General features: G+C 68.1%; 27 protein-coding genes. 15 read left to right on the top strand and 12 right to left on the bottom strand.

Going from position 1 to position 25,168, the window contains the following annotated elements:
* Positions 1–98 precede the first annotated feature (98 nt).
* From purM to BMW87_RS07145, 5 genes are all read left to right on the top strand, one after another.
* Positions 99–1,139 carry a phosphoribosylformylglycinamidine cyclo-ligase gene (purM, locus tag BMW87_RS07125; RefSeq protein WP_093049650.1) on the top strand — a complete coding sequence of 347 codons (1,041 nt, stop codon included), beginning with the start codon at positions 99–101 and terminating at the stop codon, positions 1,137–1,139.
* Positions 1,140–1,189: 50 nt separating this feature from the next.
* On the top strand, positions 1,190–2,275 hold the full coding sequence (locus BMW87_RS07130) for an AI-2E family transporter (RefSeq protein WP_176928696.1): 1,086 nt from the start codon (positions 1,190–1,192) through the stop codon (positions 2,273–2,275).
* 120 nt (positions 2,276–2,395) lie between these two features.
* Entirely contained in the window at positions 2,396–2,956 is a 561-nt protein-coding gene (locus BMW87_RS07135; protein WP_093075520.1) for a cysteine hydrolase family protein, read from the top strand.
* 5 nt (positions 2,957–2,961) lie between these two features.
* Complete coding sequence (locus BMW87_RS07140; protein ID WP_093075521.1) at positions 2,962–3,591, top strand: DJ-1/PfpI family protein; 630 nt, start codon at positions 2,962–2,964, stop codon at positions 3,589–3,591.
* Entirely contained in the window at positions 3,555–4,556 is a 1,002-nt protein-coding gene (locus tag BMW87_RS07145) for a GlxA family transcriptional regulator (protein ID WP_093075523.1), read from the top strand. Before BMW87_RS07140 ends, BMW87_RS07145 begins: the two co-directional genes overlap by 37 nt.
* A 6-nt stretch (positions 4,557–4,562) precedes the next feature.
* Here the strand turns inward: BMW87_RS07145 and BMW87_RS07150 are convergent, their stop codons facing one another.
* From BMW87_RS07150 to murJ, 7 genes are all read right to left on the bottom strand, one after another.
* Positions 4,563–6,170, bottom strand: coding sequence for a M14 family metallopeptidase (locus tag BMW87_RS07150; protein ID WP_177192746.1), 1,608 nt, complete (start codon positions 6,168–6,170; stop codon positions 4,563–4,565).
* A 61-nt stretch (positions 6,171–6,231) separates the two neighbouring features.
* Positions 6,232–7,476: an RNA polymerase sigma factor gene (locus BMW87_RS07155; protein ID WP_256216718.1), complete on the bottom strand. Its 1,245-nt coding sequence runs from the start codon at positions 7,474–7,476 to the stop codon at positions 6,232–6,234.
* A gap of 70 nt (positions 7,477–7,546) precedes the next feature.
* Positions 7,547–7,972, bottom strand: a complete 426-nt coding sequence (locus BMW87_RS07160) for a YciI family protein (protein WP_093049636.1) — start codon at positions 7,970–7,972, stop codon at positions 7,547–7,549.
* Between the two features lie 37 nt (positions 7,973–8,009).
* A complete protein-coding gene (locus BMW87_RS07165) occupies positions 8,010–8,441 on the bottom strand; it encodes a YciI family protein (RefSeq protein ID WP_093049633.1) in 432 nt (143 codons plus the stop codon).
* A 144-nt stretch (positions 8,442–8,585) separates the two neighbouring features.
* A complete protein-coding gene (locus tag BMW87_RS07170) occupies positions 8,586–9,014 on the bottom strand; it encodes a bleomycin resistance protein (RefSeq protein WP_093049630.1) in 429 nt (142 codons plus the stop codon).
* Position 9,015: 1 nt separating this feature from the next.
* Positions 9,016–9,867, bottom strand: coding sequence for a SirB1 family protein (locus BMW87_RS07175; RefSeq protein ID WP_093049627.1), 852 nt, complete (start codon positions 9,865–9,867; stop codon positions 9,016–9,018).
* Between the two features lie 75 nt (positions 9,868–9,942).
* On the bottom strand, positions 9,943–11,496 hold the full coding sequence (gene murJ / locus BMW87_RS07180) for a murein biosynthesis integral membrane protein MurJ (RefSeq protein WP_093049624.1): 1,554 nt from the start codon (positions 11,494–11,496) through the stop codon (positions 9,943–9,945).
* A 131-nt stretch (positions 11,497–11,627) separates the two neighbouring features.
* On the opposite strand from murJ, the gene rpsT reads away from it, so the two are divergent.
* The gene (rpsT, locus tag BMW87_RS07185; protein WP_007831346.1) at positions 11,628–11,942 is read left to right on the top strand and encodes a 30S ribosomal protein S20; all 315 of its coding nucleotides are present in this window, start codon (positions 11,628–11,630) and stop codon (positions 11,940–11,942) included.
* Between the two features lie 145 nt (positions 11,943–12,087).
* Here the strand turns inward: rpsT and BMW87_RS07190 are convergent, their stop codons facing one another.
* The gene (locus BMW87_RS07190) at positions 12,088–12,417 is read right to left on the bottom strand and encodes a DUF3579 domain-containing protein (RefSeq protein ID WP_093049621.1); all 330 of its coding nucleotides are present in this window, start codon (positions 12,415–12,417) and stop codon (positions 12,088–12,090) included.
* A gap of 161 nt (positions 12,418–12,578) precedes the next feature.
* Here BMW87_RS07190 and BMW87_RS07195 point away from each other — a divergent pair, with 161 nt between their 5' ends.
* The 9 genes from BMW87_RS07195 (at position 12,579) to BMW87_RS07235 (ending at position 21,400) form a co-directional block, all read left to right on the top strand.
* The gene (locus BMW87_RS07195; RefSeq protein WP_093075526.1) at positions 12,579–13,787 is read left to right on the top strand and encodes an aspartate aminotransferase family protein; all 1,209 of its coding nucleotides are present in this window, start codon (positions 12,579–12,581) and stop codon (positions 13,785–13,787) included.
* Complete coding sequence (gene argF / locus BMW87_RS07200; RefSeq protein ID WP_093075528.1) at positions 13,784–14,725, top strand: ornithine carbamoyltransferase; 942 nt, start codon at positions 13,784–13,786, stop codon at positions 14,723–14,725. Before BMW87_RS07195 ends, argF begins: the two co-directional genes overlap by 4 nt.
* Positions 14,726–14,751: 26 nt before the next feature.
* On the top strand, positions 14,752–15,066 hold the full coding sequence (locus BMW87_RS07205; RefSeq protein WP_093049612.1) for a YkgJ family cysteine cluster protein: 315 nt from the start codon (positions 14,752–14,754) through the stop codon (positions 15,064–15,066).
* 74 nt (positions 15,067–15,140) lie between these two features.
* Positions 15,141–15,791, top strand: a complete 651-nt coding sequence (kynB, locus tag BMW87_RS07210; protein WP_093075529.1) for an arylformamidase — start codon at positions 15,141–15,143, stop codon at positions 15,789–15,791.
* Positions 15,792–15,801: 10 nt separating this feature from the next.
* On the top strand, positions 15,802–17,088 hold the full coding sequence (gene kynU / locus BMW87_RS07215) for a kynureninase (RefSeq protein ID WP_093075531.1): 1,287 nt from the start codon (positions 15,802–15,804) through the stop codon (positions 17,086–17,088).
* A 13-nt stretch (positions 17,089–17,101) separates the two neighbouring features.
* On the top strand, positions 17,102–17,587 hold the full coding sequence (locus tag BMW87_RS07220; protein ID WP_093049603.1) for a hypothetical protein: 486 nt from the start codon (positions 17,102–17,104) through the stop codon (positions 17,585–17,587).
* Positions 17,588–17,603: 16 nt separating this feature from the next.
* Positions 17,604–18,452 (top strand): tryptophan 2,3-dioxygenase, encoded by an 849-nt coding sequence (kynA, locus tag BMW87_RS07225; protein ID WP_093075533.1) that lies wholly within the window; start codon positions 17,604–17,606, stop codon positions 18,450–18,452.
* 241 nt (positions 18,453–18,693) lie between these two features.
* Positions 18,694–20,079: a reverse transcriptase family protein gene (locus BMW87_RS07230; RefSeq protein ID WP_093075534.1), complete on the top strand. Its 1,386-nt coding sequence runs from the start codon at positions 18,694–18,696 to the stop codon at positions 20,077–20,079.
* Positions 20,080–20,149: 70 nt separating this feature from the next.
* Positions 20,150–21,400 carry an SMI1/KNR4 family protein gene (locus BMW87_RS07235; protein ID WP_093075535.1) on the top strand — a complete coding sequence of 417 codons (1,251 nt, stop codon included), beginning with the start codon at positions 20,150–20,152 and terminating at the stop codon, positions 21,398–21,400.
* A gap of 22 nt (positions 21,401–21,422) precedes the next feature.
* Here BMW87_RS07235 and BMW87_RS07240 read toward each other — a convergent pair whose 3' ends face one another.
* Genes BMW87_RS07240 through BMW87_RS07255 form a run of 4 tightly spaced genes read right to left on the bottom strand, consistent with a single transcriptional unit; the run spans position 21,423 to position 25,119 of the window.
* Positions 21,423–22,607 (bottom strand): FAD-dependent monooxygenase, encoded by a 1,185-nt coding sequence (locus tag BMW87_RS07240; RefSeq protein WP_093075536.1) that lies wholly within the window; start codon positions 22,605–22,607, stop codon positions 21,423–21,425.
* Positions 22,608–22,612: 5 nt separating this feature from the next.
* Positions 22,613–22,900, bottom strand: coding sequence for a DUF6587 family protein (locus tag BMW87_RS07245; RefSeq protein ID WP_093049590.1), 288 nt, complete (start codon positions 22,898–22,900; stop codon positions 22,613–22,615).
* Positions 22,901–22,928: 28 nt separating this feature from the next.
* Positions 22,929–24,824 carry a ferrous iron transporter B gene (locus BMW87_RS07250; RefSeq protein ID WP_093049588.1) on the bottom strand — a complete coding sequence of 632 codons (1,896 nt, stop codon included), beginning with the start codon at positions 24,822–24,824 and terminating at the stop codon, positions 22,929–22,931.
* Complete coding sequence (locus tag BMW87_RS07255; protein WP_093075538.1) at positions 24,817–25,119, bottom strand: FeoA family protein; 303 nt, start codon at positions 25,117–25,119, stop codon at positions 24,817–24,819. Before BMW87_RS07255 ends, BMW87_RS07250 begins: the two co-directional genes overlap by 8 nt.
* Positions 25,120–25,168: the final 49 nt, after the last annotated feature.

Here is a 25,168-nt window from a genome sequence, read left to right on the forward strand (position 1 = left end):
CCCTTAAAATCGTGAGGAATTCTATCGGCCCGGCCACCATGGTTACCGGCGCCGCCTTCCGCTCCTACTCTTCGCGTCCTTCCCGACCTCGACCACCCATGACTTCCCCTACGCCCACTCCTCTCAGCTACAAGGATGCCGGTGTCGACATCGATGCCGGCGACGCGCTGGTCGACCGCATCAAGCCCCTGGCCAAGAAGACCATGCGCGAAGGAGTGCTGGCCGGCATCGGCGGCTTCGGCGCCCTGTTCGAGGTGCCCAAGCGCTACAAGGAGCCGGTGCTGGTGAGCGGCACCGACGGCGTGGGCACCAAGCTCAAGCTGGCCTTCGAATGGAACATGCACGACACGGTCGGCATCGACCTGGTGGCAATGAGCGTCAACGACGTGCTGGTGCAGGGCGCCGAGCCCCTCTTCTTCCTCGACTACTTCGCCTGCGGCAAGCTGGACGTGGACACGGCCGCTGCCGTGGTCGGCGGCATCGCCCGCGGCTGCGAACTCTCGGGTTGCGCTCTCATTGGCGGCGAAACCGCCGAAATGCCCGGCATGTACCCGGCCGGCGAGTACGACCTGGCGGGCTTTGCGGTCGGCGCCGTCGAAAAGTCGAAGATCCTCACGGGCCAGAACGTCAAGCCCGGCGACGTGGTGCTGGGCCTGGCCTCGGCCGGCGTGCACTCCAACGGTTTCAGCCTGGTGCGCAAGGTGATCGAACGCGCCGGCGCCGACCTGCCCGCCACCCTCGACGGCAAGCCCTTCCGCGAAGCCGTGATGGAACCCACCCATCTCTACGTGAAGCCCGTGCTCGAAGCGCTGGGCAAGCACCCGATCAAGGCACTGGCCCATATCACCGGCGGCGGCCTGCTCGAGAACATCCCGCGCGTGCTGCCAGAAGGCACCGCCGCCCACCTGAAGAAGGGCAGCTGGCCGCAGACCGAGCTGTTCGCCTGGCTGCAGAAGGTGGCCGGCATCGACGACATCGAGATGAACCGCACCTTCAACAACGGCATCGGCATGGTGGTCGTGATCGACGCGGCTGAAGCCGCCGCCTGCGCCGCTACGCTGCGCGCCGCTGGCGAATCGGTGCACGAGATCGGCGTGATCGCCGAGCGCGGCGAAGGCGCCGCGGTAGTCGTCGGCTGAGCGCCGGCTGCCCATCCACAATGTCCTGAACAGAGCACGCGACGCCCCGGATGGCCAAGAAGCCACAACCCATCAGCCCCGCCGTGACAACGGCCCCCGTCCACCGCCCGGCCGCCTCGCGCGGCGTGATGATCGCAAGCTACCTGCTGATGCTGGCCGCCTTGCTGCTGGTGATGTGGGAGCACCTGCTGCCGGGGCTGCTGTGCGTTTGCATCGGCTTCCTGGCCACGCGGTGGTTCGCACGGGTGCTGAGTGCGGGCATGCGGCGCATTCCGGCACTCGGCGGCCAGCGCGCCGATGGCTGGGCCGGCGTGCTGGCCGTCATCCTCGTGCTGGTGGGGCCGATCGCGCTGATCACGCTGCTGCTGTCGCAGGCCCGCGAATACATCGTCGACGCGCCTGACCAGTACCGCGAACTGCTCGACTACACGGCGCGCACGGTGCTGGAGCTGCGCTCCAAGCTGCCGGTCGAAATCGCTGTCTATCTACCCGAGGGCGCGGCCGAGGTGCAGCGGGTGATCGCCAATTACCTGCGCGCGCAGGCCGGCTCGCTGGCCGTGGCTGGGCGCGCCTGGCTGCACGGCATTCTCTTTTCGTACGTGGGCCTGATCGTGGGCGGCCTGGCCGCCGTGGCGCACGCGCCGCTGCGCCGCCTGCCGCTGGCCGACCAGTTGCACCAGCGCGTGCGGACCTTCGGCGAAGCCTTCGGCCAGATCGTGGCCGCCCAGTTCTGGATCGCGGCCTTCAACACGCTGCTCACGGCCATCTTCCTGCTGTTCATCATGCCGACGTGGGGGGCACACCTGCCGTACACGCCGGCGCTCATCACCCTCACATTCCTGGCGGGGCTGGTGCCGATCGTGGGCAACCTGGTCTGCAACTCGGTGATCACGCTGGTGGGGCTGTCGGTGTCGCCGGTCACGGCGGCGGCGTGCCTGATCTTCCTGATCGTGATCCACAAGGCCGAGTACGTCATCAACGCCAAGGTGGTCGGCGCACGCACGCAGATGAGCGTGTGGGAGCTGCTTGCCGTGATGTTCGTGGCCGAGGCGGTGTTCGGGCCGGCTGGGCTGGTGGCGGCGCCGCTGTACTACGCGTACCTGAAGAAAGAGCTGCAGGCGGCGTCGCTGGTCTGATGCAACCGTCGGGCAGCAATGTCCTGATCTGATCGGTTTTGGTCCGGCCGCGAGCGGACTGCGGGCTGGCAAGGCAGAAGAATAAGCGGCATCATTCACTTTGCCTCTGCGAGCCCCGTCATGAAAACCTGTCTGATTGTGATCGACGCCCAGGAATCGTTCCGCCAGCGCGCGTACTGGTCCGAGAGCCAGGCCACTCCCTACTTCGCCGCGCAGAACGCGCTGATCGAAGGCTGCGCCGCCGCCGGCGTGCCGATCGCGCGGGTCTTTCACACCGACGAGCCCTCCGATGCGAGCAACCCGTTTGCCGTCGAATCGGGCCACGTGCGCCCCATCGGCGGGCTTGCCGACTTTGCCGCAGCAGCCACCTTCACCAAGCACCGCCACAGCGCGCTGGTCAACAGCGGGCTGGACATCTGGCTCACGCAGAACGGCATCGGCCGGCTGATCGTGAGCGGCATCCGCACCGAGCAGTGCTGCGAAACCACAACCCGCCACGCCTCGGACCTGGGCTGGGAGGTCGACTACGTGACCGACGCCACGCTCACCTTCGACATGGTGCAGCCGAACGGCCAGCCGCTTTCAGCCGCCGACATCAAAGCACGCACCGCCACCGTGCTGCAGGGCCGTTTCGCCACCGTCTGCACCGTGGCGCAGGCACTCGAACGGGCCGTGGCGTGAGCGGCATGAGCTTGCGCGTGCTCATCCTCGCCTTCGACGGCGTCGAAGCGCTGGACTTCGCCGGCCCCTTCGAAGTGTTCACCACCGCGAGCCGGGTCAGCCAGCGGATGCAGCCGGGCACCGCGGCGCCGTTCGATGTCGCATCGGTGGCCCACGCTGCACACGGCCAGCCCGTGCAGGCGCGCGCCGGTCTGCAGCTGCTGGCCAACCACACGCTGGCCGACAACCCGAAGGCCGACGTGCTGATCGTTCCCGGCGGCGTGATCGACGCGCCGATGGCCAGCCCCCACACCCTGCGATGGATCGCCCACAGCGCAGCCGGTGCGCAGGTCGTCGCCTCGGTCTGCACCGGCGCCTTCCTGCTGGCCGAAAGCGGCGTGATCACGAACGACACCGTCACCACCCACTGGGAAGACATCGCCGACCTGCGCGAGCGCTTTCCTTCGCTCGACGTGCGCGACGGCCTGCGCTGGGTCGACAGCGGCCGCATCGTCAGTTCCGCGGGCATCAGCGCCGGCATCGACATGAGCCTGCACCTCGTCGAGCGGCTGGCCGGACGCGAACTGGCCGAGCGCACCGCGCGCCAGATGGACTACGCATGGACCCGCAACCCCGGCCACAACCCATCCGCGTAGTCTTCGTCCTCCTGCCCGGCAGCATCGTGCTCGACTGGGCCGGCCCGGCCGAGGCGCTGCGCATCGCCAACCAGCGGCTGCGCGCAATGGGCCAGCCCGAGCGTTTTGCCATCGAGTTCGCGAGCCCCCGGCCGACGACGATGGGCTCGGTCGGCGTCGCGCTGGCCGGGCTTTCGCCCTTGCCGACGCAGTGGGACGGCCCCGGCTGGATCGTGCTGGTCGGCCTGCCCGGCGACACCATCGCCATCGACAACCCCGAGACGCAAGACCTGCTGCACTGGCTGCGCGGCCTGCGCTTCGAACGCGACCGGCTGGAGCTGCTGACGATCTGCGCCGGCGCGGTGCTGGCCGCGCATGCCGGTGCGCTGGCAGGCCGACGCGCCACCACGCACCACCAGCACCTCGAAGAACTTCGTGCCGTGGAGCCGCGCTGCGACGTGGTCAGCAACCGCGTGTTCGTGATCGATCCGCCGCTGTACAGCAGCGCGGGCGTGACGACCGGCATCGACCTGGTCCTGCACCGCATCGCCGGGCTGTGCGGCGAAGCGCTCGCGGCGCAGGTCGCGCAGACCATGGTGGTGGCGCTGCGCCGCGGCCCGCACGACCCGGAGCTGTCGCCCTTTCTCGCCTACCGCAACCACCTGCATGCCGCGCTGCATCGCGTGCAGGACGCGGTCAGCGAACAGCCACAGGCGGACTGGAGCGTGCCGCGCATGGCCGAGGTGGGGCACACCTCGGCGCGGCATCTCACGCGGCTGTTCGTCGAGCATGCGGGCGTGGCGCCGCTGGCCTATCTGCGGCGGCTGCGGCTCGCGGCGGCTCAGCTCGCGCTGGCCTCGGGCGCGAGCGTGACGCGGGCGGCGGAGCAATCGGGCTTCGGCTCGGACACACAGCTACGCCGCGCGTGGCACCAGTTCGGGTTGCCGGGCTCGCCTTCGGAGGCGGGCTCGGCTTTCAAGGCCTGAAAACGCTCAGTGCCAGACGCCGACGGGCGCCGGCCCGGGCACGCGCAGCAGCCTGTCGTCGCCGATCTCCAGCAGCCGGTTGGCCGCATAGCTGTTCTGCGAGTCGGGCTCCAGCGCCGCGCTGACCAGCGGCGACAGCGGCTGCGCCAGCGACACGTAGAAGCTCCCCGGCTGCACCACCGCGCGACCGGCCCGCGGCCGCACGCGGAAGGCGCGGATCGCCTCGCCGTCCTCGATGGCACCACGCGCATCCTGCCGCTGGCCGTCGGTCTGCGACAGGATCTCGTAGCGCTCCACCTGCCAGGGCGCCGCGCTGTCGATGCGCTCCACGCGCACGCCCAGCATCTGCAGGCGCTGCACGGCCGTGGTCTCGCTGGCCGCGAGCAGATAGCCGCACGGGCGCGGGCGCGCGTTGGCAATCTTGAGCGGCTCGGCGGCGCGCCATTCGACGTCGACGGTCTTGTCTTCCCCGGTTTTCGCATCGAGGAATTCGAGGCGCTGCCGCATCGGCGTCTGCCAGGCCTCGACCACCAGATCGCCATGGCACGCCTCGGCCTTGGCGCGCTGGCCAGCCTGCGCGGTGAGCTGCATCAGCGCCGGCCCCTGCTTCGCGGCCGTCTCGATGACGGTGGTGGCGGCCAGTACCTGCGTGTGCACGCGGCGCGCAAAGTGCGCACGCCCGAGCCCCACGCCGCGCACTTCGAGCAGCAGGCTCACGGCCTGGCGCAGCGCGCTCACGTTGCGTCCGGTGTCGGGCTGCACGCCGCCCATCGACACGGTGCGGTCTTCGCTCTTGCCGCCGGAGGTGGTGTGGTACTTGAAGCCCTGCAGTCCGGCCTGCGTGAATGCGGCCTGGATGGCGTCGACATAGTCGCGCTGCGCGCTCAGGGCGATGGCGGAGTCGAGATTGCCCACGGTGGCAGGCTGCAGCAGGCCGTCGTACTTCATGACCGCGCCGAACTTCTCGATCCAGCGGCCGCCGACGGTGAACTCGTGCAGGTCGAGCACCACCTGCGGCTGGTAGCGCAAGGTGGCGGCCGCGAGCATGCGCGCCTCGGGGGTGCGCAGCAGCAGGTGGTCACGATTCACGTCGATGCCGTTGGCGGTGACGCGGGTGAAGCGCTCGGCGCCGTCCGGGTTGCCGCGCGGCACCAGCACCAGGTTCACCTTCTTCAGCAGCGCGGCGCCGGGCTCGCTGGCGAACTGCTGCGCCAATGCCAACACGGCTTCGCCACCGGCCGGCTCGTTGCCGTGCTGCTGGCCGATCACCATCACGGTAGGCCGCGCGGGATCGATTCGCCCCTGCTCGGCCAGCACCACCAGCGGCATCTCGCGCCCCTGCTGCGACAGGCCCAGGCGCTCGACGCGCACGTTCGGCGACTGGCGCGCGAGGTCGTTCAAGAAGGCCAGCACCTCGGCGTGCGAGGGAAAGTCGGTGCGCCCGGCGCGAAAACCCGGCGTGGCGTAACTCACCGGCGGATCGGGGAAACGCGCGGCGATGGCCTGCGGCTCGACCCACGCCTTGGCGGGGTCGAACTGGGCCTGGGCCGAAAGGGCCGGCAGCAGGGCCAGGCAGGAAACGCACAGGAGGCGGAGGGAGGGGGTGCGCAGCATGGCGCGCATTTTCTCCCGGCACCGGTCGCGCGGGCCAGCGCAGCTTCAGCCGGCGTTCAGCTCACCCGGCGGGGCCATCGAGGAGGCAGGCCCGCGCACGCGCGAGCAGCAGGGCCCGCTCGCGCGTGTTGCGCGTGAGCGCCGCGGCGCGGTCGAATTCCTTGCGCGCCTCGTCGCGGCGGCCGAGCTTGAAGAGCAGATCGCCGCGCACGGTCGGCAGCAGGTGGTAGCCCTTGAGCGAGGGCTCGTCCATGAGCGCATCGACCACCTCCAGCCCCGTCGCCGGCCCGAAAGCCATCGACAACGCGACCGCCCGGTTGAGCTCGACGATGGGCGACGGCGTGAGCTCGGCCAGCGCGTCGTAGAGCGCGGCAATGCGGCCCCAGTCGGTTTCGTCGGCGGTGCGCGCGCGGCCGTGGCAGGCGGCGATGGCGGCCTGCAGCGCATAGGGGCCTAGCGCGCCGCCGAGTACTTCAGCACGCGCGAGCGCCGCGAGGCCGCGACGGATCAGCATCTGGTCCCAGCGCGCGCGGTTCTGTTCGAGCAGCAGCACCGGCTCGCCCGAAGGCCCCATGCGCGCGGCCGTGCGCGAGGCCTGGATTTCCATCAGCGCCACGAGGCCGTGCACCTCCGCCTCCTTCGGCACCAGCTCGGCCACGATGCGGCCCAGGCGCAGGGCCTCGTCGCACAGCGTGGGGCGCATCCAGTCGTCGCCGGCAGTGGCCGAGTAGCCCTCGTTGAAGATCAGGTAGATCACTTCGAGCACCGAGGCGAGCCGGGCTTCGAGCTCGTGCCGGCGCGGCACCTCGAAGGGCACGCGCGCCTCGGCCAGCGTGCGCTTGGCGCGCACGATGCGCTGCGCCACGGTGGCCTCGGGCACGAGAAAGGCGCGCGCGATCTCGTCGGTGGTGAGGCCGCCCATCAGCCGCAGCGTGAGCGCCACGCGGGCCTCGGTCGACAGCACCGGGTGGCAGGCGGTGAACACCAGTCGCAGCAAGTCGTCGCCGATGTCGTCGTCCAGCGCGGCATCGACCGCCTCGGCGAAATCGTCTTGCGCCATTTCGTGCTGCGCGTCGATCTCGCGGCCGATTTCGCCGGCCTTGTGCTCGGCCAGCTGCAGGTGGCGCAGGCGGTCGAGTGCGCGGCGCTTGGCCACTGCCGTGAGCCAGGCCGCGGGGTTGTCGGGCACGCCGGATTCGCTCCATTGCTCGAGGGCCGAGACCAGCGCGTCCTGGGCCAGCTCTTCAGCCAGGCCCACGTCGCGCACCATGCGCGCGACGGTGGCGATGATCTTGGCGGACTCCATGCGCCACACCGCCTCGATGGTGCGGTGGATGGCGGCGACGTCCGCGCGGCCCTCTTCCCTGATCACAGCTTTACGGCTCGGTCTTCTTGACCGTCTGCATCGACGCGAACTCGCTGGTCAGCGCCTGCACGTCGGGTGGGTAGTCGCCGATTTCCTGGATCTGGCGCACCTCGATGACTTCGTTGTCGGAGCCGGGGCAGCGGGCGGCCCATTCGATGGCGGCGGCGCGCGAGGGCACGTCGATGACCCAGAAGCCGCCGAGCACTTCCTTGGCCTCGGCGAAGGGGCCGTCGACGATCTTGGGCTTCTTGTCCTTGAAGCTCACGCGCGCGCCCATGGAGGGCGGATGCAGGCCGTCGCAGCTGATCAGCACGCCGGCTTTCTGCATCGATTCGTTGTAGGCCATCATGGCCGACACCGCATCGACGTCTTCGGGGATGGTGCCGGGCGCGGCGGTTTCGTAGCCGTGGGGAATCATCAGCAGCATGAATCGCATGGTGGATCTCCTTGGGTTCGATTCGGTTGCGGCTGCTTCAGCTGCCGGCCTTGGCGCGGGCCTCGGTCTCGGCGCGCAGGCGGTCTTCCTGGGCGAGCAGCTCGGGCGTCATCGAATCGCCGAAGTCGGCGGCCTCGAACACCTGGCGGATCTCGATCTCGCCTTCCTGGAAGGGGCTGCGCTTGATCCACTCGATGGCTTCTTCCTTTGACTTGACCTGGAACAGCCAGAAACCAGCCAGCAGCTCCTTGGTTTCGGCGAAGGGGCCGTCGATGACGGTGCGCTTGGTCGGGCCTTCGCAGCGCACGCGCACGCCCTTGGAGCTGGGGTGCAGGCCTTCGCCCGCCAGCAGCACGCCGGCCTTGACCAGTTCCTCGTTGAACTTGCCCATGGCGGTGAGTATTTCGGTGCTGGGCATCACGCCGGCTTCGGAATCGGCGTTGGCCTTGACCAGAATCATGAATCGCATGTCGTTTCTCCTGAAGGTTGATGAGACTGGGAGCGGCTGACGAATGAAATTTGCCTGCTCCTGTTCACACGTCGGACGAGCGGAAGACGGATCGACACGATCGCATCGATCTATTTGTAATTTTGTGTTTCTGAAATTGAGGCTTCAGGGCAGGTAGCCGCAGAAGCGCAGCACGTGGCCGTCGGGCTCCCGGATCGCGAATTCGCGCAGTCCCCAGGGCTGGGAGGTCGGCGGCTCGATGACCGTCACGCCGCGCTTCACGTAGGCGGCGTGCAGGCCGTCGATGTCCTTGCCCACGTGGATCACGATTTCGCCGCGCCAGGGCTTGGCCTCGCGCGAGTTGCATTGCCACAGCCTCAGGTAGACCGGGTCGCCGTAGCTGCGGTCGCCCTTCTTCACCCGGGCGTAGCTGGGCGGCTCCCCCGCGATGAAGTCGAGCTCGAAGCCCAGCACGTCGCGAAACCAGCGCGCGGCGCGCGACACGTCCGACACCGGCAGCACCGGCTGCACGCCGTGGAATTCATGCAGGGTGCCCAGGTCGGGCGCCGGGCTCACACCGGCCTTGGTGTTCATTTCAGCTGGCCATTCGGCGCAACATGGCGACGCGCTCGGCGATCGCGTCGATGTCGAGGGCGTCCTCGGCCTTCCCCAGATAGGTTTCCAGGTCGCGCACGGCCTGCGCCGTGTTGCCCTGCTCGGCGTGCGCGATGCCGCGGTCGCGGTACTCGCCCCAGGCGCTGGGCAGCAGGGCGATCAGGCGGTCCTGCACGGCGATGACGCGCTGCCAGTCTTCCTGCGCGTGGTGCACTTCCTTCAGGTTGCGCAGCATGCGCGCGATGATTTCGCGCGGGCTTGCGGGCTGCAGGTACAGGCCCAGCGGCACGTCGAAATCGCCGACCAGGCCATTGCTGCGCTTGTAGGGTTCGAGCCGCTCGCCGAGTTCCTCGCGCGACAGCGACTTGCCGGTGAAAGGATCGATCACCACCTGCCCCTTGGGCAGTGTCACCTTGAGCATGAAATGCCCCGGAAACCCGATGCCGCGTGCCTGCAGGCCCAGGCCCTGCGCCAGTTCCATCCACAGCACGGCCAGCGAGATCGGAATGCCGCGGCGGGTGCGCAGCACGGCGTTCAGGTAGCTGTTGTCGGGGTCGTAGTAGTCGTTGACGTTGCCGCCGAAGCTCAGGTCATTGAAGAAGAACTGGTTCAGGGCGCGCAGGCGGGCCAGCGGTGCGGCGTCGGCCGGCAGGCGGCGCTTCAGGCGGGCCAGGAGCTGGTCTACATCGCCAAGCACCTGCTGAACGTCGAGATCGGGGTATTCGTCCTGCGCCAGGCTGGCAGCGGCTTCGAGCAACGGAAATTGATCGTCGCTGCGAACCAGCGATTCGAAATACTCCAGTGCGGTAGGAACCTGAAAGCTGAACGTCATGTGTCTTTGTAGAGGAGCATTCAGGGAGCGTCAAGGCGGAACACGTGCGTATTGCCAACGCCCTGCGCGCTGGCTTCAGCGGCGCAGGAAGCTGCGCAACCGCACGCCGACGGCCGCCAGCACGGCGAAATAGAGCAGCGCCGAGCCGGCGATCAGCGCGGCGAGCAGGCCGATGCGCAGCAGGCGCTGCTCGCGCAGGCCGACCCAGTCGAAATGGCCCGAGCCCCAGAACAGCAGGCCGGCCAGCACCAGCGTACCCGCCAGCACCTGCAGCGCGAACTTGCCCCAACCCGGTTCGGGCTTGTAGCTGCCGCGGCGCATCAGGCCGACAAGCAGCCAGGTCGAATTGACCAGCGCGCCGATGGCGATGGTCAGGGTCAGCGCCGCGTGCTGCAGCACCGGCACCAGGAAGATGTTGAGCACCTGCGTCAGCACCAGCACGCCCACGGCAATGAGCATCGGCGTGCGCGTGTCGTGCTTGGCGTAGTACCCGGGCGCGAGCACCTTCACGGCCACGATGCCGACCAGCCCGACGCCGTAGCCCATCAGCGCCAGGGTCGTGCGGCCCACGTCCTCGCCGGTGTACGCGCCGTTGTGGAAGAGCACCGCCACCAGCGGCTTGGCAAACAGCAGCAGCGCGATGGCGCAAGGCGCGGAAAGCAGCACGACGAGACGAAGGCCCCAGTCGAGCAGCGACGAATAGCGCGCGTCGTCCTTGGCGGCGCGGGCGCCGGCCAGCTGCGGCATCAGCACCACGCCGAGCGCGACGCCGAGCATGGCGGTGGGGAATTCCATCAGCCGGTCGGCGTTGGTGATCCAGGTGACGCTGCCCACCGCAAGGTGCGAGGCGATCTGCGTGTTGATGAGCAGCGAGATCTGCGCCACGCTCACGCCCAGCAGCGCGGGCAGCATCAGCTTGAGCACCTTGCGCGTGGCAGGGTCGGTCCATGCGGTCCGCAGCGCCCGGAAGCTCGCGCCGACACGCGGCATCAGCCCGAGCTTGCGCAGCGCCGGAATCTGCAGGGCCAGCTGCAGCACACCGCCCACCAGCACGCCCACGCACTGCGCATAGATCGGCTCGATGCCCCAGCGGCGAAACAGCGGCGCCCCGACCACGATCGCCAAAATCAGCGCGATGTTGAGCAGCACCGGCGACGCCGCCGGCACCGCGAACTTGCGCCAGGTGTTGAGAATGCCGCCCGCCAGCGCCACCAGCGACATGAAGCCGATGTACGGGAACATCCAGCGCGTCATGATCACGGCCGGGTCGAAGCCGGGCAGTCCGCTCGCCATGGCCCAGACCAGCAGCGGCGCGCCGGCCACGCCGGCCACGCACACGACCAGCAGCGTCCAAGTGAGCAGCGTGGCGACATGGTCGATCAGCTGCCGGGCGCCCTCTTCCCCGTCTTCGGCCTTGCGCGCGGCCAGCACCGGCACGAAGGCCTGGCTGAAGGCGCCTTCGCCGAAGACCCGCCGGAACAGGTTGGGGATGCGAAATGCGACGTTGAAAGCGTCGGTCAGCGCGCTGACGCCGAAAACCGAGGCAAACAGCACGTCGCGCACAAGGCCCGTGATCCGCGAAGCGAGAGTCAGCAGGGAGACGGTGGAGGCGGATTTGAGCAGGGACACGGGGGCCGAGTGTAGGGCCCGCGAAGGTGCCGAAACGGGCCGATTCGGGCGCGAATTGGGCAAAAGGGCCAACCCGGCCTATAATGGAGGGCTTTGCTGCATCATCCTCAGACACCTAAGGAACATTAAATATGGCATCCGCCAAGCCCAAGAAGAAGAACCCGCGCCTCGCCTCCGGCCGTAAGCGCGTCCGCCAGGACACCAAGCTCAACGCTGCGAACACCTCGCTGCGCTCCAAATACCGTACCGCTGTCAAGAACGTCGAAAAGGCTGTTCTGGCTGGCGACAAGACCAAGGCAAGCGAACTGTTCGCGAAGGCCCAGAGCATCGTCGACACCGTCGCCGACAAGGGCATCTTCCACAAGAACAAGGCAGCCCGCGACAAGAGCCGCCTGTCGGCCAAGGTCAAGGCCCTCGCCCTCGCGCCTGAAAAGGCCGCCGCCTGACACCTGTCAGGCAAGCCCGGACCGGAATCCTCCAGTCCGCCGTTTGATCGGGGTGCGCTGCAGCAAAGTGAAAAACCGCCTTCGGGCGGTTTTTTCATGCCCGTTCGATTTGCGCCCCAGGGCGACGGGCAAGAAAAAAGGCCGCTCAGGCCTTCTTGGGGGGGATGGGCGTGTCGGGCACCAGACAGGCCTCGGCCACCTGCAGGTCGTTGTCTCTCGCGAAGTTCACGCAGAAATCCCAGGCCATCGGCTCGGCATCGCGCAGCTCGCGGTTCACGATCACGCACTTCACGCCGTTGATGGTCGTCGGAATGCACCAGGGCGAGTAGCTCAGGTGGCTGCCCGGATAGGCGCCGCCGGGGCGAAAAGAGCACATCACGCCGGCCAGACGCTCGGCCCAATCGCTGGGGCGGAATGTCCGGCCATCCTTGGTGATGCCCTGGATGAAGATTTCTTTGGCAGTGGGGGAAATCATCGTTGAATGAGGCGACCGGAGCGGGTGCTGCGGTGCAGCAAGCGATTCTATCCGCGGCACTTTTTGCATCCTGAACATGGGGCATTGCTGTAATGCGGAATCCTCAACGAAGCCGTCAAACGGCACGCCTAGAATCCGCCTTCCCTATCTGGAGAACCCGAATGAGCGCTACCGCCCAGCCCACCTCGCCCCACGTCATGAACACTTACGGTCGCCTGCCGATCGCACTGTCGCACGGTCAGGGTTGCCGAGTCTGGGACACCACGGGCAAGGCCTACATCGACGGCCTCGGCGGCATCGCCGTGAACACGCTGGGCCACAACCACCCCGAGCTGGTGCCCGCCCTGCAGGACCAGCTGACCAAGCTGATCCACAGCTCCAACTACTACCACGTGACCGGCCAGGAACAGCTCGCCACCAAGCTGACCGAGATTTCGGGCCTCACCAACGCGTTCTTCTGCTGCACCGGCCTCGAAGCCAACGAAGCCGCCCTGAAGCTGGCGCGCAAGTTCGGCCACGACAAGGGCATCGAGCGCCCCGAAATCGTCGTCTACGAAGCCGCCTTCCACGGCCGCAGCATCGCCACCCTGTCGGCCACCGGCAACCCCAAGGTGCAGGCCGGCTTCGGCCCGCTGGTCGAGGGCTTCATCCGCGTGCCGCTGAACGACATCGAGGCGCTGAAGAAGGCCACCGAAGGCAACCCCAACGTGGTTGCCGTGTTCTTCGAAACCATCCAGGGCGAAGGCGGCATCCACCCGATGCGCGTCGAATACCTCAAGCAGGTGCGCCAACTCTGCGACGAGCGCGACTGGCTCATGATGATCGACGAAGTGCAGTGCGGCATGGGCCGCACCGGCAAGTGGTTCGCCCACCAATGGGCGGGCATCAAGCCTGATGTGATGCCGCTGGCCAAGGGCCTGGGCTCGGGCGTGCCGATCGGCGCCGTGGTGGCCGGTCCCAAGGCCGCCAACATCTTCGGCCCGGGCAACCACGGCACCACTTTCGGCGGCAACCCGCTCGCCATGCGTGCCGGCATCGAAACCATCCGCATCATGGAAGAGCACAAGCTGCTCGAAAACGCCGCCACCGTCGGCGCCCACCTCAAGGCCGCGCTGGAGCGCGAAATCGGCGGCCTGCCCGGCGTGAAGGAAATCCGCGGCCAGGGCCTGATGCTGGGCATAGAGCTCGACCGTCCCTGCGGCGTGATCCTGAACCGCGCCTGCGACGCCGGCCTGCTGCTGAGCGTGACGGCCGACAAGGTGATCCGCCTCGTGCCGCCGCTCATCCTGAGCATTGCCGAGGCCGACGAGATCGTTGCCATCCTCGCGCCCATCGTCAAAAACTTCCTGTCGGAGCCTGCCGCCCAATGACGACCGCCACGACGACCGCACCCGCCGCCATCCGGCACTACCTGCAGTTCTCGGACTTCACGGCCGACGAGTACGCCTACCTCTTCGATCGCATGGCGATCATCAAGAAGAAGTTCAAGACCTACGAAAAGCACCAGCCGCTGGTCGACCGCACGCTGGCCATGATCTTCGAGAAGGCCAGCACGCGCACCCGCGTGAGCTTCGAGGCCGGCATGTACCAGCTCGGCGGCAGCGTGGTCCACCTGACCACCGGCGACAGCCAGCTCGGACGCGCCGAGCCCATCGAGGACAGCGCCAAGGTCATCAGCCGCATGGTCGACATCGTGATGATCCGCACCTACGAGCAGACCAAGATCGACACCTTTGCCGCGCACTCGCGGGTGCCCGTCATCAACGGGCTGACCAACGAGTTCCACCCCTGCCAGATCCTCGCGGACATCTTCACCTACATCGAGCATCGCGGCTCCATCCAGGGCAAGACGGTGGCGTGGGTGGGCGACGGCAACAACATGGCCAACACCTGGCTGCAGGCGGCCGAGATCCTGGGCTTCACGGTGCACGTGAGCACGCCCAGCGGCTACGAGGTGGACCAGTCGATCGCCGGCATCCGCTCGGGCGACAGCTACAAGGTCTTCAAGGACCCGATGGAAGCCTGCCGCGGCGCCGACCTCGTGACCACCGACGTCTGGACCAGCATGGGCTACGAGGCCGAGAACGAGGCGCGCCGCAAGGCCTTTGCCGACTGGTGCGTCGACGAGGACATGATGCGCATCGCCCAGCCCGGCGCCCTGTTCATGCACTGCCTGCCTGCCCACCGCGGCGAAGAAGTGCAGGCCGAAGTCATCGACGGACCGCAGTCGGTGGTGTGGGACGAGGCAGAGAACCGCCTGCACGCACAAAAGGCGCTGATGGAGTTCCTGCTCCTCGGCAAGCTCTGACCACCTGAAGCACAAGGCGCAGCCGCATGTCCGATTGCCAGCAATGCGGCGCCTGCTGCGCCAGCTATCGCGTCGACTTCAGCGTGCATGAGCTCGACGACAACGGCGGCAAGGTGCCCTCGGGCCTCGCCGTCGAGGTGAACGACGCCATCTGCCGCATGCGCGGCACCGACCACACGCCCATGCGTTGCGCTGCGCTCACCGGCAAGATCGGCCAGTCCGTGGGCTGCGGCATCTACGAATGGCGCCCCAACCCGTGCCACGAGCTTCAAGCTGGCAGCGACGCATGCGAGCGGGCGCGGGCACGGCACGGGTTGCCGGCGCTGTCGTCGTTGCACTGATCCGTTCAACTCGTCACGTTCGGTGTTGGAAATAACCGACACCACGACCCCTCGCCCGGCGCTAACTTCGCGCCATGGCTCCATCACATCAGCAACGCATCTGGGACATCTCGCCGCCCGTGCATGAAGGCGCGCCGGTCTTTCCCGGCGACACGCCCTACCAGCAGCGCTGGGCGGCGACCATTTCACCGGACTGCCCGGTGAATGTCAGCGAGATCAAGCTCTCGCCCCACGTCGGCGCGCACGCCGATGCGCCGCTGCACTACGACCCCGAGGGCCAGACCATCGGCAACGTCGACCTCACGCCTTTTCTCGGCCCCTGCCGCGTAATTCATGCGATCGACAAGGGCCCGCTCGTCGAGTGGGATCACATCGCCCACGCCGTCGACAGCACCCTGCCCCCGCGTGTGCTGGTGCGCACGTACACCACCATGCCGGTCGGCCACTGGGACCCGCAACTTGCGGCCTACGCCCCCGCCACCGTCGAGCGCCTCGCGGCCATGGGCGTGAAGCTCATCGGCATCGACACCGCCAGCATCGACCCGGCCGACAGCAAGACGCTGGAAAGCCACCAACGCATTCGCCGCCTCGACCTGCGCGTGCTCGAGAACCTCGTGCTCGACGACGTGCCCGAGGGCGACTACGAACTCATCGCGCTGCCGCTCAAGCTGGTCAGCGCCGATGCCTCCCCCGTTCGCGCCGTGCTGCGCGAACTCCCCCGCTGAAAACTCCACCATGACGACCCTTGCAGACTGCCGCGCGCTCGACGCGCAAGACCCGCTGCGCGCCTTGCGCGACCAATTCACCATTCCCGAGGGCGTGCTGTACCTCGACGGCAACTCGCTCGGCGTGATGCCCAAGGCCGCACCGGCACGCATCGCCGAAGTCGTGACCAAGGAATGGGGCGAAGGCCTGATCCGTTCGTGGAACACCGCGAGCTGGTTCGACCTCCCGCAACGCCTGGGCGACAAGGTGGCCCGACTGATCGGCGCCGCGCCCGGCGAAGTGGTGTGCACCGACAGCACCTCGGTCAACCTCTACAAGGTGCTGTTCGCGGCACTCTCGCAACAGAAGGACAGCGGTCGCAAGCTGGTGATCAGCGAGCGCAGCAACTTTCCGACCGACCTGTACATCGCCGAATCGCTGTGCCGCGAGCGCGGCTTCACGCTGAAGCTGATCGATGCGAGCGAACTGCAAGGCCCGGATTCGGTGCTCACCGACGAAGTGGCCGTGCTGATGCTCACGCACGTCAACTACCGCACCGGCGCCATGCACGACATGAAGGCCGTCACCGCCGCCGCGCATGCCGTGGGCGCGCTGACCGTGTGGGACCTCGCGCACAGTGCGGGCGCCGTGCCGGTCGCGCTCAACGACAGCGAGGCCGACTACGCCATCGGCTGCGGCTACAAGTACCTGAACGGCGGCCCCGGCGCGCCGGCGTTCGCATGGGTGAACACGAAGCACGCAGGGCAGTTCGAGCAGCCGCTGTCCGGCTGGTGGGGCCATGCGGCGCCCTTCGAGTTCACGCCGCACTACCGGCCTGCCCCGGGTGTCGGCCGCTACCTCTGCGGCACGCAGCCGATCATCGCGCTGGCCGGGCTCGAATGCGGGCTCGACACCGTGCTCGCGGCCGAAGCCTTCAACGGCACGAACGGCGCGATGGCCGCGCTGCGCACCAAGTCGCTCGCGCTCACCGACCTGTTCATCGCACTGGTCGAAGAGCGCTGCGCCGGTCAAGGCCTCTCGCTCGTCACCCCGCGCGACCACGCACTGCGCGGCTCCCAGGTCTGCCTGAGCCGAGAAGAAGGCGCCTACGCCATCGTGCAGGCGCTGATCGCGCGCGGCGTGATCGGCGACTACCGCGCCGGCGACTCGCAGATGCCCGACATCCTGCGATTCGGTTTCACGCCGTTGTACCTGAGCTTCGAGGACGTGTGGAACTCGGTCGAGCACCTGGCGCAGGTGCTGGAGACGGGCGAGTGGAAGCGCGAAGAGTTCAACCGCAAGAACGCCGTAACCTGAGACGAAGCCAGCCATGAAATCCCGACTGATCATTCTGTACACCGCCTTGCTGATGCTGGCGGCACCCGCCCTTGCACAGCAACCGGCGTTCACGCTGCCGCAACTGAAGGCCTTCGCCGAACTGACGCCCGACGCCTTTCGCCAGCAGATCAAGAGCCAGGGCTTCTCGTATGCCGACAAGACCGTGACCGACGAGGTCAGCATGATCGAGTACGAGAAGTTCGTCGACGGCCAGACCACGCACCTGATGAAGTCCACCTACGTGGAAAGCCGCCGCAGCGAGGACGGCGTGCAGCTCTCGCTGACCGACAAGGCCGCCTTCGAGCGTCTCGTGAAGGAGGCACGCGACACCGGCTACAAGCCGGGCGAGAAGGGCCGCATTCCCGGCGGCGAGACCTACCAGGAATACAAGCGCAAGAACGAGGTCGTGCGCTTCGTCTATCCGAAGAAGGAGTCCGGCATGGGCCTTCCTTCCTATACCGCCGTGGTCTGGCGATGACCCGCCAGCAAACATCATGAGCACCGACAAGTCCCCCGAGAACATCGTCCACGAGGAAAAAGCGCAGCTGGACTTCAGCAAGTCCATGAGCTACGGCGACTACCTGCACCTCGACGAGATCCTCAACGCGCAGCACCCGCTTTCGCCCGCGCACGACGAAATGCTGTTCATCGTGCAGCACCAGACCAGCGAGCTCTGGATGAAGCTGATGCTGCACGAGCTGCGCGCCGCCACCGCCCACATCGCCGAAGAGAAGCTGGCCGACGCATTCAAGATGCTCGCGCGCGTGAGCCGCATCATGGAACAGCTGGTGAGCGCATGGACCGTGCTTTCGACCATGACGCCGCCCGAGTACACGGCGATGCGCCCCTACCTCGCGAACTCCAGCGGCTTCCAGAGTGCGCAGTACCGGTGCATCGAATTCGCGCTCGGCAACAAGAACGCCGCCATGCTCAAGCCGCATGCACACCGCGCCGATCTGCTGGCGCAGGTCGAAGCGGCCTATCGCGCGCCTTCGCTGTACGACGAGTCGCTGCGCCTGCTGGCACGCCACGGCCTGCCGGTGCCCGCCGACCGGCTGGAACGCGACTGGACACAGCCCTACGAATCGAGCGACGGCGTCGAAGCGGCGTGGCTTACGGTCTACCGCAATCCGCACGATCACTGGGACCTGTACCAGCTCGGCGAAAAGCTCACCGACCTGGAAGACGCGTTCCGCCTCTGGCGCTTTCGCCACGTGACGACGGTCGAGCGCGTGATCGGATTCAAGCGAGGCACCGGCGGCACGGGCGGCGTGAGCTACCTGCGCAAGATGCTCGACGTGGTGCTGTTCCCCGAGATCTGGAAGCTTCGCACCGACCTGTAATCTGGAAGACCGCGCGCGAAGTTGGCTCCTACAATCCGCGCGGCACCGGCACTTCAAGACTCGACAAGGCTCTGCGATCCGTCGCCTGGTCTTGTACTGCGGGGGAACCCCGTGGTGGATGGATGGCTACACATTCCGGCGCGTGAGCGGACCTGCGCTACCGCGCAGCCCAGCTAGCGCATCACCGGCTGGTTGAAGGGCCGGTTGCCACCCACCTTCACAGGCCTCGCCATCTTCATTCATGACGCGTGAACTGAGCTACAGCGAATGGATCGCCCACAGCCTCGCGCGCGCATTGCTTGCCGATGCGAGGCAACCCGGCGGCACCGCGCCCGGTGCGTTACGTGCGCGGGCTGCGGCAACGCTGGGCGCCGACGCGCCCTGGCTGAAGCCGCTGGCGGAAGCGCTCGGCAACCGGTCGCGAGCCACTTGGCGACGCACCGACCTGCCCACGCTGGCGAAGGCGATCCATGAAATGCCTGAGTTCGATGCGGCCTTCGAGCAGGACGAGGAGCCACGTGTGCGGCGAATCATCCTCCGGCCCGCGGAGATGTTCCCCCGCCCGATGGGGCTGGACCATTTCGCGCTGCCGAACATCCCGACGCTCGCCGACCTCGCGCAGTGGCTGGAGCTCGACGCGGACCGGCTGGCCTGGCTCACATCGCCGGCACAGGCTTTTCGCGCACCCAGCGATCCCAGCGTGCAGCCCTCATCGCACTACCGCTACCAATTGCAGCCCAAGCGCCTCGGCGGCCTGCGCCTGCTCGAGATTCCCAAGTCCGACCTGAAGCGCGCGCAGCGCCGCATCCTCGACGACCTTCTGCAGCACGTGCCCGTGCATGAAGCGGCGCACGGCTTCGTGCCGGGCCGCTCGGTCGCGAGCCACGCGGCCGCCCACGCCGGCCAGGAGGTCGTGATCGGATTCGACCTGCGCGACTTCTTCCCCGCGGTTCGCGCCTCGCGCGTGCATGCCACGTGGCGCACGCTGGGTTACCCCGAAGGCGTGGCGCGCGCCCTCACCGCACTGTGCACGCACCGCACCGATGCCGCCGTGATCGAACGCCTGCGCGACGACGGCGGGCTCGACTGGATGGGCGCCAAGCGCCTCGCCGCGCCGCACCTGCCCCAGGGCTCGCCCTGCTCGCCCGCGCTGGCCAACCTCTGCGCATTCCGGCTCGACCTGCGGCTCGAAGGCCTGGCATGGGTCTTCGGCGCCACCTACACGCGCTATGCCGACGACCTGGTGTTCTCCGGGCCGGCCTCGCTGCGCGCGCGGTTCACCGCCTTGCGCGCCTGGGTCGACGGCATCGCGGCCGACGAGGGCTTCGAGCTGCACCCGCGCAAGGTGCGCTGCATGCCTCAACACCGCCAGCAGCGCGTGACCGGCGTGGTCGTCAACGACAAGGCAAACGCGCCGCGCGAAGACTTCGACCGGCTCAAGGCCGTGCTGCATCGCTGCGCGCTCGACGGCCCCGCCGGCCAGAACCACGCAAAGGCGGCTGACTTTCGCGGTCACCTGCTGGGCCACATCGCATGGATCGGCCAGTTCAGCCCGACGCGCAAGGCCCGGCTGATGAGGCTTTTCGACCGCATCGACTGGACGAGTACCACGCAAACGCCCTCATGAAGCTGGGGTGGACCTGATTGTTCCGTCGGCGCAAAGCGCTACAGTTTTGAAAACAACGGAGGCCCCCGCCATGCACGACATCCGGTTCACACCCGACGAGCTCTCCACCCTGCGCGAACATGGCGTCGTGCTGTTCGCCGACCGCGTGATCTTCGACGCGCAGCCGCCAATGCCGCCGCAGCAGATCGACGCCGTGCAGGCCCTGTGCGCAGGCCCCATTCCCGAAGCGCTGCTCACGCTGTGGCAGCAGACGGCGGGCGGTCGGCTCGACTACGACCTGTCGCTCGAAATGAACGGCAACCTCGAAGCCATCAGCTGGAACGAGCTGTTCTGGAACGGCAGCGACGGCTACCACGACCTGCAGGGCTGGATCGAGCACGAACTGGAACTGGTCAAGGAAGCCGCCGAGGACGGTGGCAAGCCATCGAGCGGCAAGCTCACACACCTGCCCTTCGGCGGCTTCGAGTACACCGACCGCGTCTACGCGGTGGTCGAACCCGGTGCCGGGCACGGGCAGATCGTCGCGTGGAAGAAGGGCCTGCCACCGGCCTGGACGCACGCGCTGCATGAAGACAGCGTGAACACCATCGCGCCCGACCTGCGCGGCGCATTCGTGGCGCTGCAGCTCGACGAAGACCCGCTGGCGCCCACGAGCGACTACTTCTCGGGACAGACGCTGCTCGGCTACCTCGACGACCGCCACCAGGACCACGGGCTCGACCTCGACCTGATGGACAAGCTGGTGACCTTCTATTGCCACGCCGTGGTCGACTGGCGCACGCCGCTGGCCGAAGGCACGCTGCGCCACCATCCGTCGATCGCGCGCGTGGCCTTGCGCCATGCCATCGCGGCCGACGACGCCGGGCTGGTCGCCGAACTCGCCGCCTCGGGCGTGGGCTTCGACGGGCCGCATCAGGGCAGCGCGCTCGCGACCGACGTCGCGGTGGGGCACGGCGCCTTCGCCGCCGCAGCAGCGCTGGTGCGCGCAGGCGCGCCGGTGGCGGCCGACGCCCTGCGCAACATCGACGGGCAGATCGCTCCCGAACTCACGAGCGCGTTGCTTGCCAACGGCGCGGAGCCCAACGTGACGGCCATCGTCAAGTGCGCGGCGTGCGGAGCGCCCGCAAGCGCGCACCTGATCGCTGATGCCTGCGCGCAGGCGGGCATCGATGTGGCGCCCGCATTCGTTGCGGAGCGCGATGCGATGCTGCTCGAACTGGAGACCACGCTCGCGCAGATGCAGGACGGCACGCACGGGCACTACCTCGGACAAGAGGGGCTCGCAGAACGCATCGAGCACCTTCAGACATTCCGGCTCTGAAAGGCGCCGGCGCGCCGTTCGCTCAGCCGCCGTACAGCCAGGGCTGGTCGAGCAGCTTTGCGCCCAGCAGGCGCATCGCCATGTCGCGGCCCAGGCGCACGGCGCCCGTGGCATGGAAGATCTCGCCGTTGCGGCGCGCACGTGCCTGCACCTGCGCGTTGCGTGCCCAGCGCGCCTCGGCATAGCGCGCGAAGGCAGCGGGCACATCGGCCGCACTGCCGTCGGCTAACGAATCGGCCAGCGCCACCGCGTCTTCGATGGCCATGCCCGCGCCTTGCGCGAGGTACGGCACCATCGGATGCGCGGCATCGCCCACCAACGCGACACGCTCATGCGCCATCTCGGCTGCGCTGGTCATGGGGGCGCGGTCGCCGAGCGACCATGCGCGCCAGCCGGGCATGGCATCGAGCAACGACTGCAGTCCGGCGCAGCTGCGGCCCATGGCCTGCTTCAGGGCGGCGATGCTGCTGGACTGGTCCCAGTCGCGCGCGTCGCCGGCCGGGGCCGATTCGGCGATCACCACCACGTTGAGCCAGTCGCCGCCGCGCACCGGGTACGCCACGGCATGCAGGCGTGGACCGAGCCACACATCGACCCGCTTGCGGCGCAATGCGGCGGGCAGGCGCGATTGCTCGATCAACGCGCGCCAGGCCGTGTGGCCGGTAACGCGCGGTGGCTGCGCGGCAGACGCGCAATCGAGCTGCCTGCGCACCATGCTCCAGAGGCCGTCGGCTCCGACGATGGCTTCGCCCTCCCAGGCGCGCGCGTCGGTGCTCGACAGGCAGACGAGGTCATCGCTGGTTTCCACCTGCCTGATCTGCGCGCCAGTCACGAGCGTGCCGGTGCCGCGCGCACGCACGGCATCGAGCAGCAGGCCATGCAGGTCGGCGCGATGCACGCAGAAGTAGGGGGAGCCGTAGCGCTGCTGCATGGCATCGGCCAGCGGCATGCGGGCGAGTTCGGAGCCGCTTTCGGCGCTGTGCACCACCAGTGCATCGGGCCGCGCCGCGATGGCCGCGAGCCCGGGGCCCAGGTCGAGTTGCTGAAGACGCCGCGTGGCATTGGGCCCGAGCTGCACGCCGGCACCGATTTCGCCGAAGACGGCCGCCTGCTCGAAAACGTCGACCCGGTGCCGACCCTTGGAAAGCGCCAGCGCAGTGGCCAGCCCCCCGATGCCGCCCCCGGCGACGAGGATGTGCGCGGACATCGGTCTCAGCGGCCGTGCATGGACGGGCTGATGGTGGCCTGGTCGGCTTCCGGTTGTTTGAGAGGTGTCTTGGGGCCGCAGCTTCCGCAGCTGTCGCACGAGCCGCAGCCCGAGGTCTTGGCGAGCGATGCAGCCAGTTCCTTGGCGCGTTCTTCGTCGACCCAGCCCGCGCGATGCGTGCCGGCCGCGAGCTTCTGTGCCGCGCCGCGGCGCCAGCCTGCGGGCATCCAGCGCCAGACCGCGTAGAACGCGGCGGCCGCGACGATCAATCCGACGATCAGTTGCTGTGCCATTTCTTCTTCAAACCTTTCATGACAGGTTTTAACCCGCTCCGAGTGCCACCGCAACGCGGTAGGTGATGAAGCAGGCCATGTAGGCCAGCGCGAACAGGTAGCCAGCCATGATCCAGACGTACTTCCACGAGCCCGTCTCGCGCTTCACCGCAGCCAGCGTCGAGATGCACTGCGGCGCGAACACGTACCAGACCAGCAGCGACAGCGCGGTAGCCAGCGACCAGCTGCCGGCGATGAGCGGCTCCAGCTGGCCTGCCACGTCATCCCCCGTGGCCGACAGCGCGTACACCGTGCCGAGCGCACCCACGGCCACTTCGCGCGCCGCCATGCCCGGCACCAGCGCGATCGAGATCTGCCAGTTGAAGCCGATGGGCGCGAAGATGTGCTCCAGCCCACGGCCGATCATGCCGGCCAGGCTGTACTGGATGGCCGGGCCGGTCGCGCCTTCTGGCGGCGACGGGAAGGTGGACAGGAACCACAGCAGGATCGTCAGCGTCAGGATGATCGTGCCCACGCGCTGGATGAAGATCCACGCACGCTCGTACAGGCCCAGCGCCAGGTTGCGCGGGTTCGGCCAGCGGTAGGCCGGCAGCTCCATCAGCAGCGGCGAATGCTGCGTGTTGTCGCGGAAGCGCTTCATCACCCAGGCCACGGCCATCGCCGAGACGATGCCGAACACATACAGCGCGAACAGCACCACGCCCTGCAGGTTGAACACGCCGCCCACGGTGCGCGCCGGAATGAAGGCCGCGATGAGCAGCGCATACACCGGCAGCCGCGCCGAACAGGTCATGAGCGGCGCGATCATGATGGTCGTGATGCGGTCGCGCCAGTTGCTGATGGTGCGCGTGGCCATCACGCCCGGAATGGCGCAGGCAAAGCTCGACAGCAGCGGAATGAACGAGCGGCCCGACAGGCCCACGGTGCCCATCACGCGGTCGAGCAGGAAGGCCGCGCGCGGCAGGTAGCCCGAGTCTTCCAGCGCAAGAATGAACAGGAAAAGAATCAGGATCTGCGGCAGGAAGACGATGACGCCGCCGACGCCTGCGATCACGCCGTCGACCAGCAGGCTCTGCAGCATGCCCTCGGGCATGGCCGTCTTGAGCAGGTTGCCGAGCCCCTCGGTGCCGGCCTTGATGGCGTCCATCGGCACGTTGGCCCAGCTGAACACGGCCTGGAACATCAGGAACATGGTGACGGCCAGCACCAGCATGCCCCACACGGGGTGCAGCACCACGCGGTCAATGCGGTCGCTGGTGGCAAGGCTGCCGACCGGCTCCTTCACCGTGAGACCGAGGATGCGGCGCACCTCGCGCTGCGTGGCCAGCACGTCGTCGAGGCCCGGCGCCTGCCAGGGCTGCGGCGTGGCGGCGGCCACTGGCGTGTCGAGCGCTGCGAGCAGGCCTTGCGCGCCGCCGGTGTGCACGCCGACGGTTTCGATGACGGGTACGCCCAGTTCGCGCGAGAGCACGGCCGTGTCGACCACGATGCCCTGCTTCTTCGCCATGTCGGTCATGTTGAGCGCCACCACCATCGGCAGGCCGAGCCGCTTGGCTTCGATCACCAGCCGCAGGTTCAGGCGCAGGTTGGTGGCGTCGGTGACGCACACCAGCAGGTCGGGCAGGGCTTCCTTGCTCTGGCCGGTGACGATGTCGCGGGTGACGGCTTCGTCGGCGCTCAGCGCGTTCAGGCTGTAGGCGCCCGGCAGGTCGAGCACGAACACGCGACGGCCCGAGGGCGTGCGCAGCGTGCCCTCCTTGCGCTCGACGGTCACGCCGGCGTAGTTGGCCACCTTCTGGCGGCTGCCGGTGAGCAGGTTGAACAGTGCGGTCTTGCCGCAGTTGGGGTTGCCCAGCAGGGCGATGCGGCCCGGCTGCGCGGTGGCGGCGAGGCGGCCGGGGCCCTGGATGACGGCTTCAACCATGGTTTGTGGCTCCCGGCGTGACGTGGATCAGCGCGGCCTCGTGGCGGCGCAGTGCGAAGGTGGTGTGGCCGAGGCGCACCGCCAGCGGCTCGCGGCCCGGAATGCCGCTGGCGACGATGCGCACGGCCTCGCCCGGCACGAAGCCGATTTCTGTCAGGCGCAGGACGAGCTCACGGTCGTCGGCGTTGTCGGGGCGCGCCACGTCGAGCACGGTGGCCCACTGGTTGTTCGGAAGCTGGTCGAGGCGCAGGGCGACGGCGGTGGTCGGCGCTGCGCCGAAATCGTTGGTTCGCACGGTGAGAGGACGCCCGGGATATCGGGCGCGCCGGTAAGCAAAACCTAGA

It is taken from the genome of Variovorax sp. OV084, assembly GCF_900111625.1.
Lineage (GTDB): Bacteria > Pseudomonadota > Gammaproteobacteria > Burkholderiales > Burkholderiaceae_C > Variovorax.

Bases quoted from the DNA above. Each gene is read 5' to 3' on its own strand.
- BMW87_RS07190 (WP_093049621.1), bottom strand. From the start codon at position 12,417: ATGATTTCCCCCACTGCCAAAGAAATCTTCATCCAGGGCATCACCAAG.
- BMW87_RS07140 (WP_093075521.1), top strand. From the start codon at position 2,962: ATGAGCTTGCGCGTGCTCATCCTCGCCTTCGACGGCGTCGAAGCGCTG.
- kynA (WP_093075533.1), top strand. From the start codon at position 17,604: ATGAGCACCGACAAGTCCCCCGAGAACATCGTCCACGAGGAAAAAGCG.
- BMW87_RS07165 (WP_093049633.1), bottom strand. From the start codon at position 8,441: ATGCGATTCATGATTCTGGTCAAGGCCAACGCCGATTCCGAAGCCGGC.
- kynU (WP_093075531.1), top strand. From the start codon at position 15,802: ATGACGACCCTTGCAGACTGCCGCGCGCTCGACGCGCAAGACCCGCTG.
- BMW87_RS07240 (WP_093075536.1), bottom strand. From the start codon at position 22,607: ATGTCCGCGCACATCCTCGTCGCCGGGGGCGGCATCGGGGGGCTGGCC.
- kynB (WP_093075529.1), top strand. From the start codon at position 15,141: ATGGCTCCATCACATCAGCAACGCATCTGGGACATCTCGCCGCCCGTG.
- BMW87_RS07220 (WP_093049603.1), top strand. From the start codon at position 17,102: ATGAAATCCCGACTGATCATTCTGTACACCGCCTTGCTGATGCTGGCG.
- purM (WP_093049650.1), top strand. From the start codon at position 99: ATGACTTCCCCTACGCCCACTCCTCTCAGCTACAAGGATGCCGGTGTC.
- BMW87_RS07170 (WP_093049630.1), bottom strand. From the start codon at position 9,014: ATGAACACCAAGGCCGGTGTGAGCCCGGCGCCCGACCTGGGCACCCTG.
- BMW87_RS07150 (WP_177192746.1), bottom strand. From the start codon at position 6,170: ATGCTGCGCACCCCCTCCCTCCGCCTCCTGTGCGTTTCCTGCCTGGCC.
- BMW87_RS07175 (WP_093049627.1), bottom strand. From the start codon at position 9,867: ATGACGTTCAGCTTTCAGGTTCCTACCGCACTGGAGTATTTCGAATCG.
- BMW87_RS07205 (WP_093049612.1), top strand. From the start codon at position 14,752: ATGTCCGATTGCCAGCAATGCGGCGCCTGCTGCGCCAGCTATCGCGTC.
- argF (WP_093075528.1), top strand. From the start codon at position 13,784: ATGACGACCGCCACGACGACCGCACCCGCCGCCATCCGGCACTACCTG.
- BMW87_RS07130 (WP_176928696.1), top strand. From the start codon at position 1,190: ATGGCCAAGAAGCCACAACCCATCAGCCCCGCCGTGACAACGGCCCCC.
- BMW87_RS07245 (WP_093049590.1), bottom strand. From the start codon at position 22,900: ATGGCACAGCAACTGATCGTCGGATTGATCGTCGCGGCCGCCGCGTTC.
- BMW87_RS07160 (WP_093049636.1), bottom strand. From the start codon at position 7,972: ATGCGATTCATGCTGCTGATGATTCCCCACGGCTACGAAACCGCCGCG.
- BMW87_RS07145 (WP_093075523.1), top strand. From the start codon at position 3,555: ATGGACCCGCAACCCCGGCCACAACCCATCCGCGTAGTCTTCGTCCTC.
- BMW87_RS07135 (WP_093075520.1), top strand. From the start codon at position 2,396: ATGAAAACCTGTCTGATTGTGATCGACGCCCAGGAATCGTTCCGCCAG.
- BMW87_RS07250 (WP_093049588.1), bottom strand. From the start codon at position 24,824: ATGGTTGAAGCCGTCATCCAGGGCCCCGGCCGCCTCGCCGCCACCGCG.
- BMW87_RS07235 (WP_093075535.1), top strand. From the start codon at position 20,150: ATGCACGACATCCGGTTCACACCCGACGAGCTCTCCACCCTGCGCGAA.
- rpsT (WP_007831346.1), top strand. From the start codon at position 11,628: ATGGCATCCGCCAAGCCCAAGAAGAAGAACCCGCGCCTCGCCTCCGGC.
- BMW87_RS07195 (WP_093075526.1), top strand. From the start codon at position 12,579: ATGAGCGCTACCGCCCAGCCCACCTCGCCCCACGTCATGAACACTTAC.
- BMW87_RS07155 (WP_256216718.1), bottom strand. From the start codon at position 7,476: ATGGAGTCCGCCAAGATCATCGCCACCGTCGCGCGCATGGTGCGCGAC.
- BMW87_RS07230 (WP_093075534.1), top strand. From the start codon at position 18,694: ATGACGCGTGAACTGAGCTACAGCGAATGGATCGCCCACAGCCTCGCG.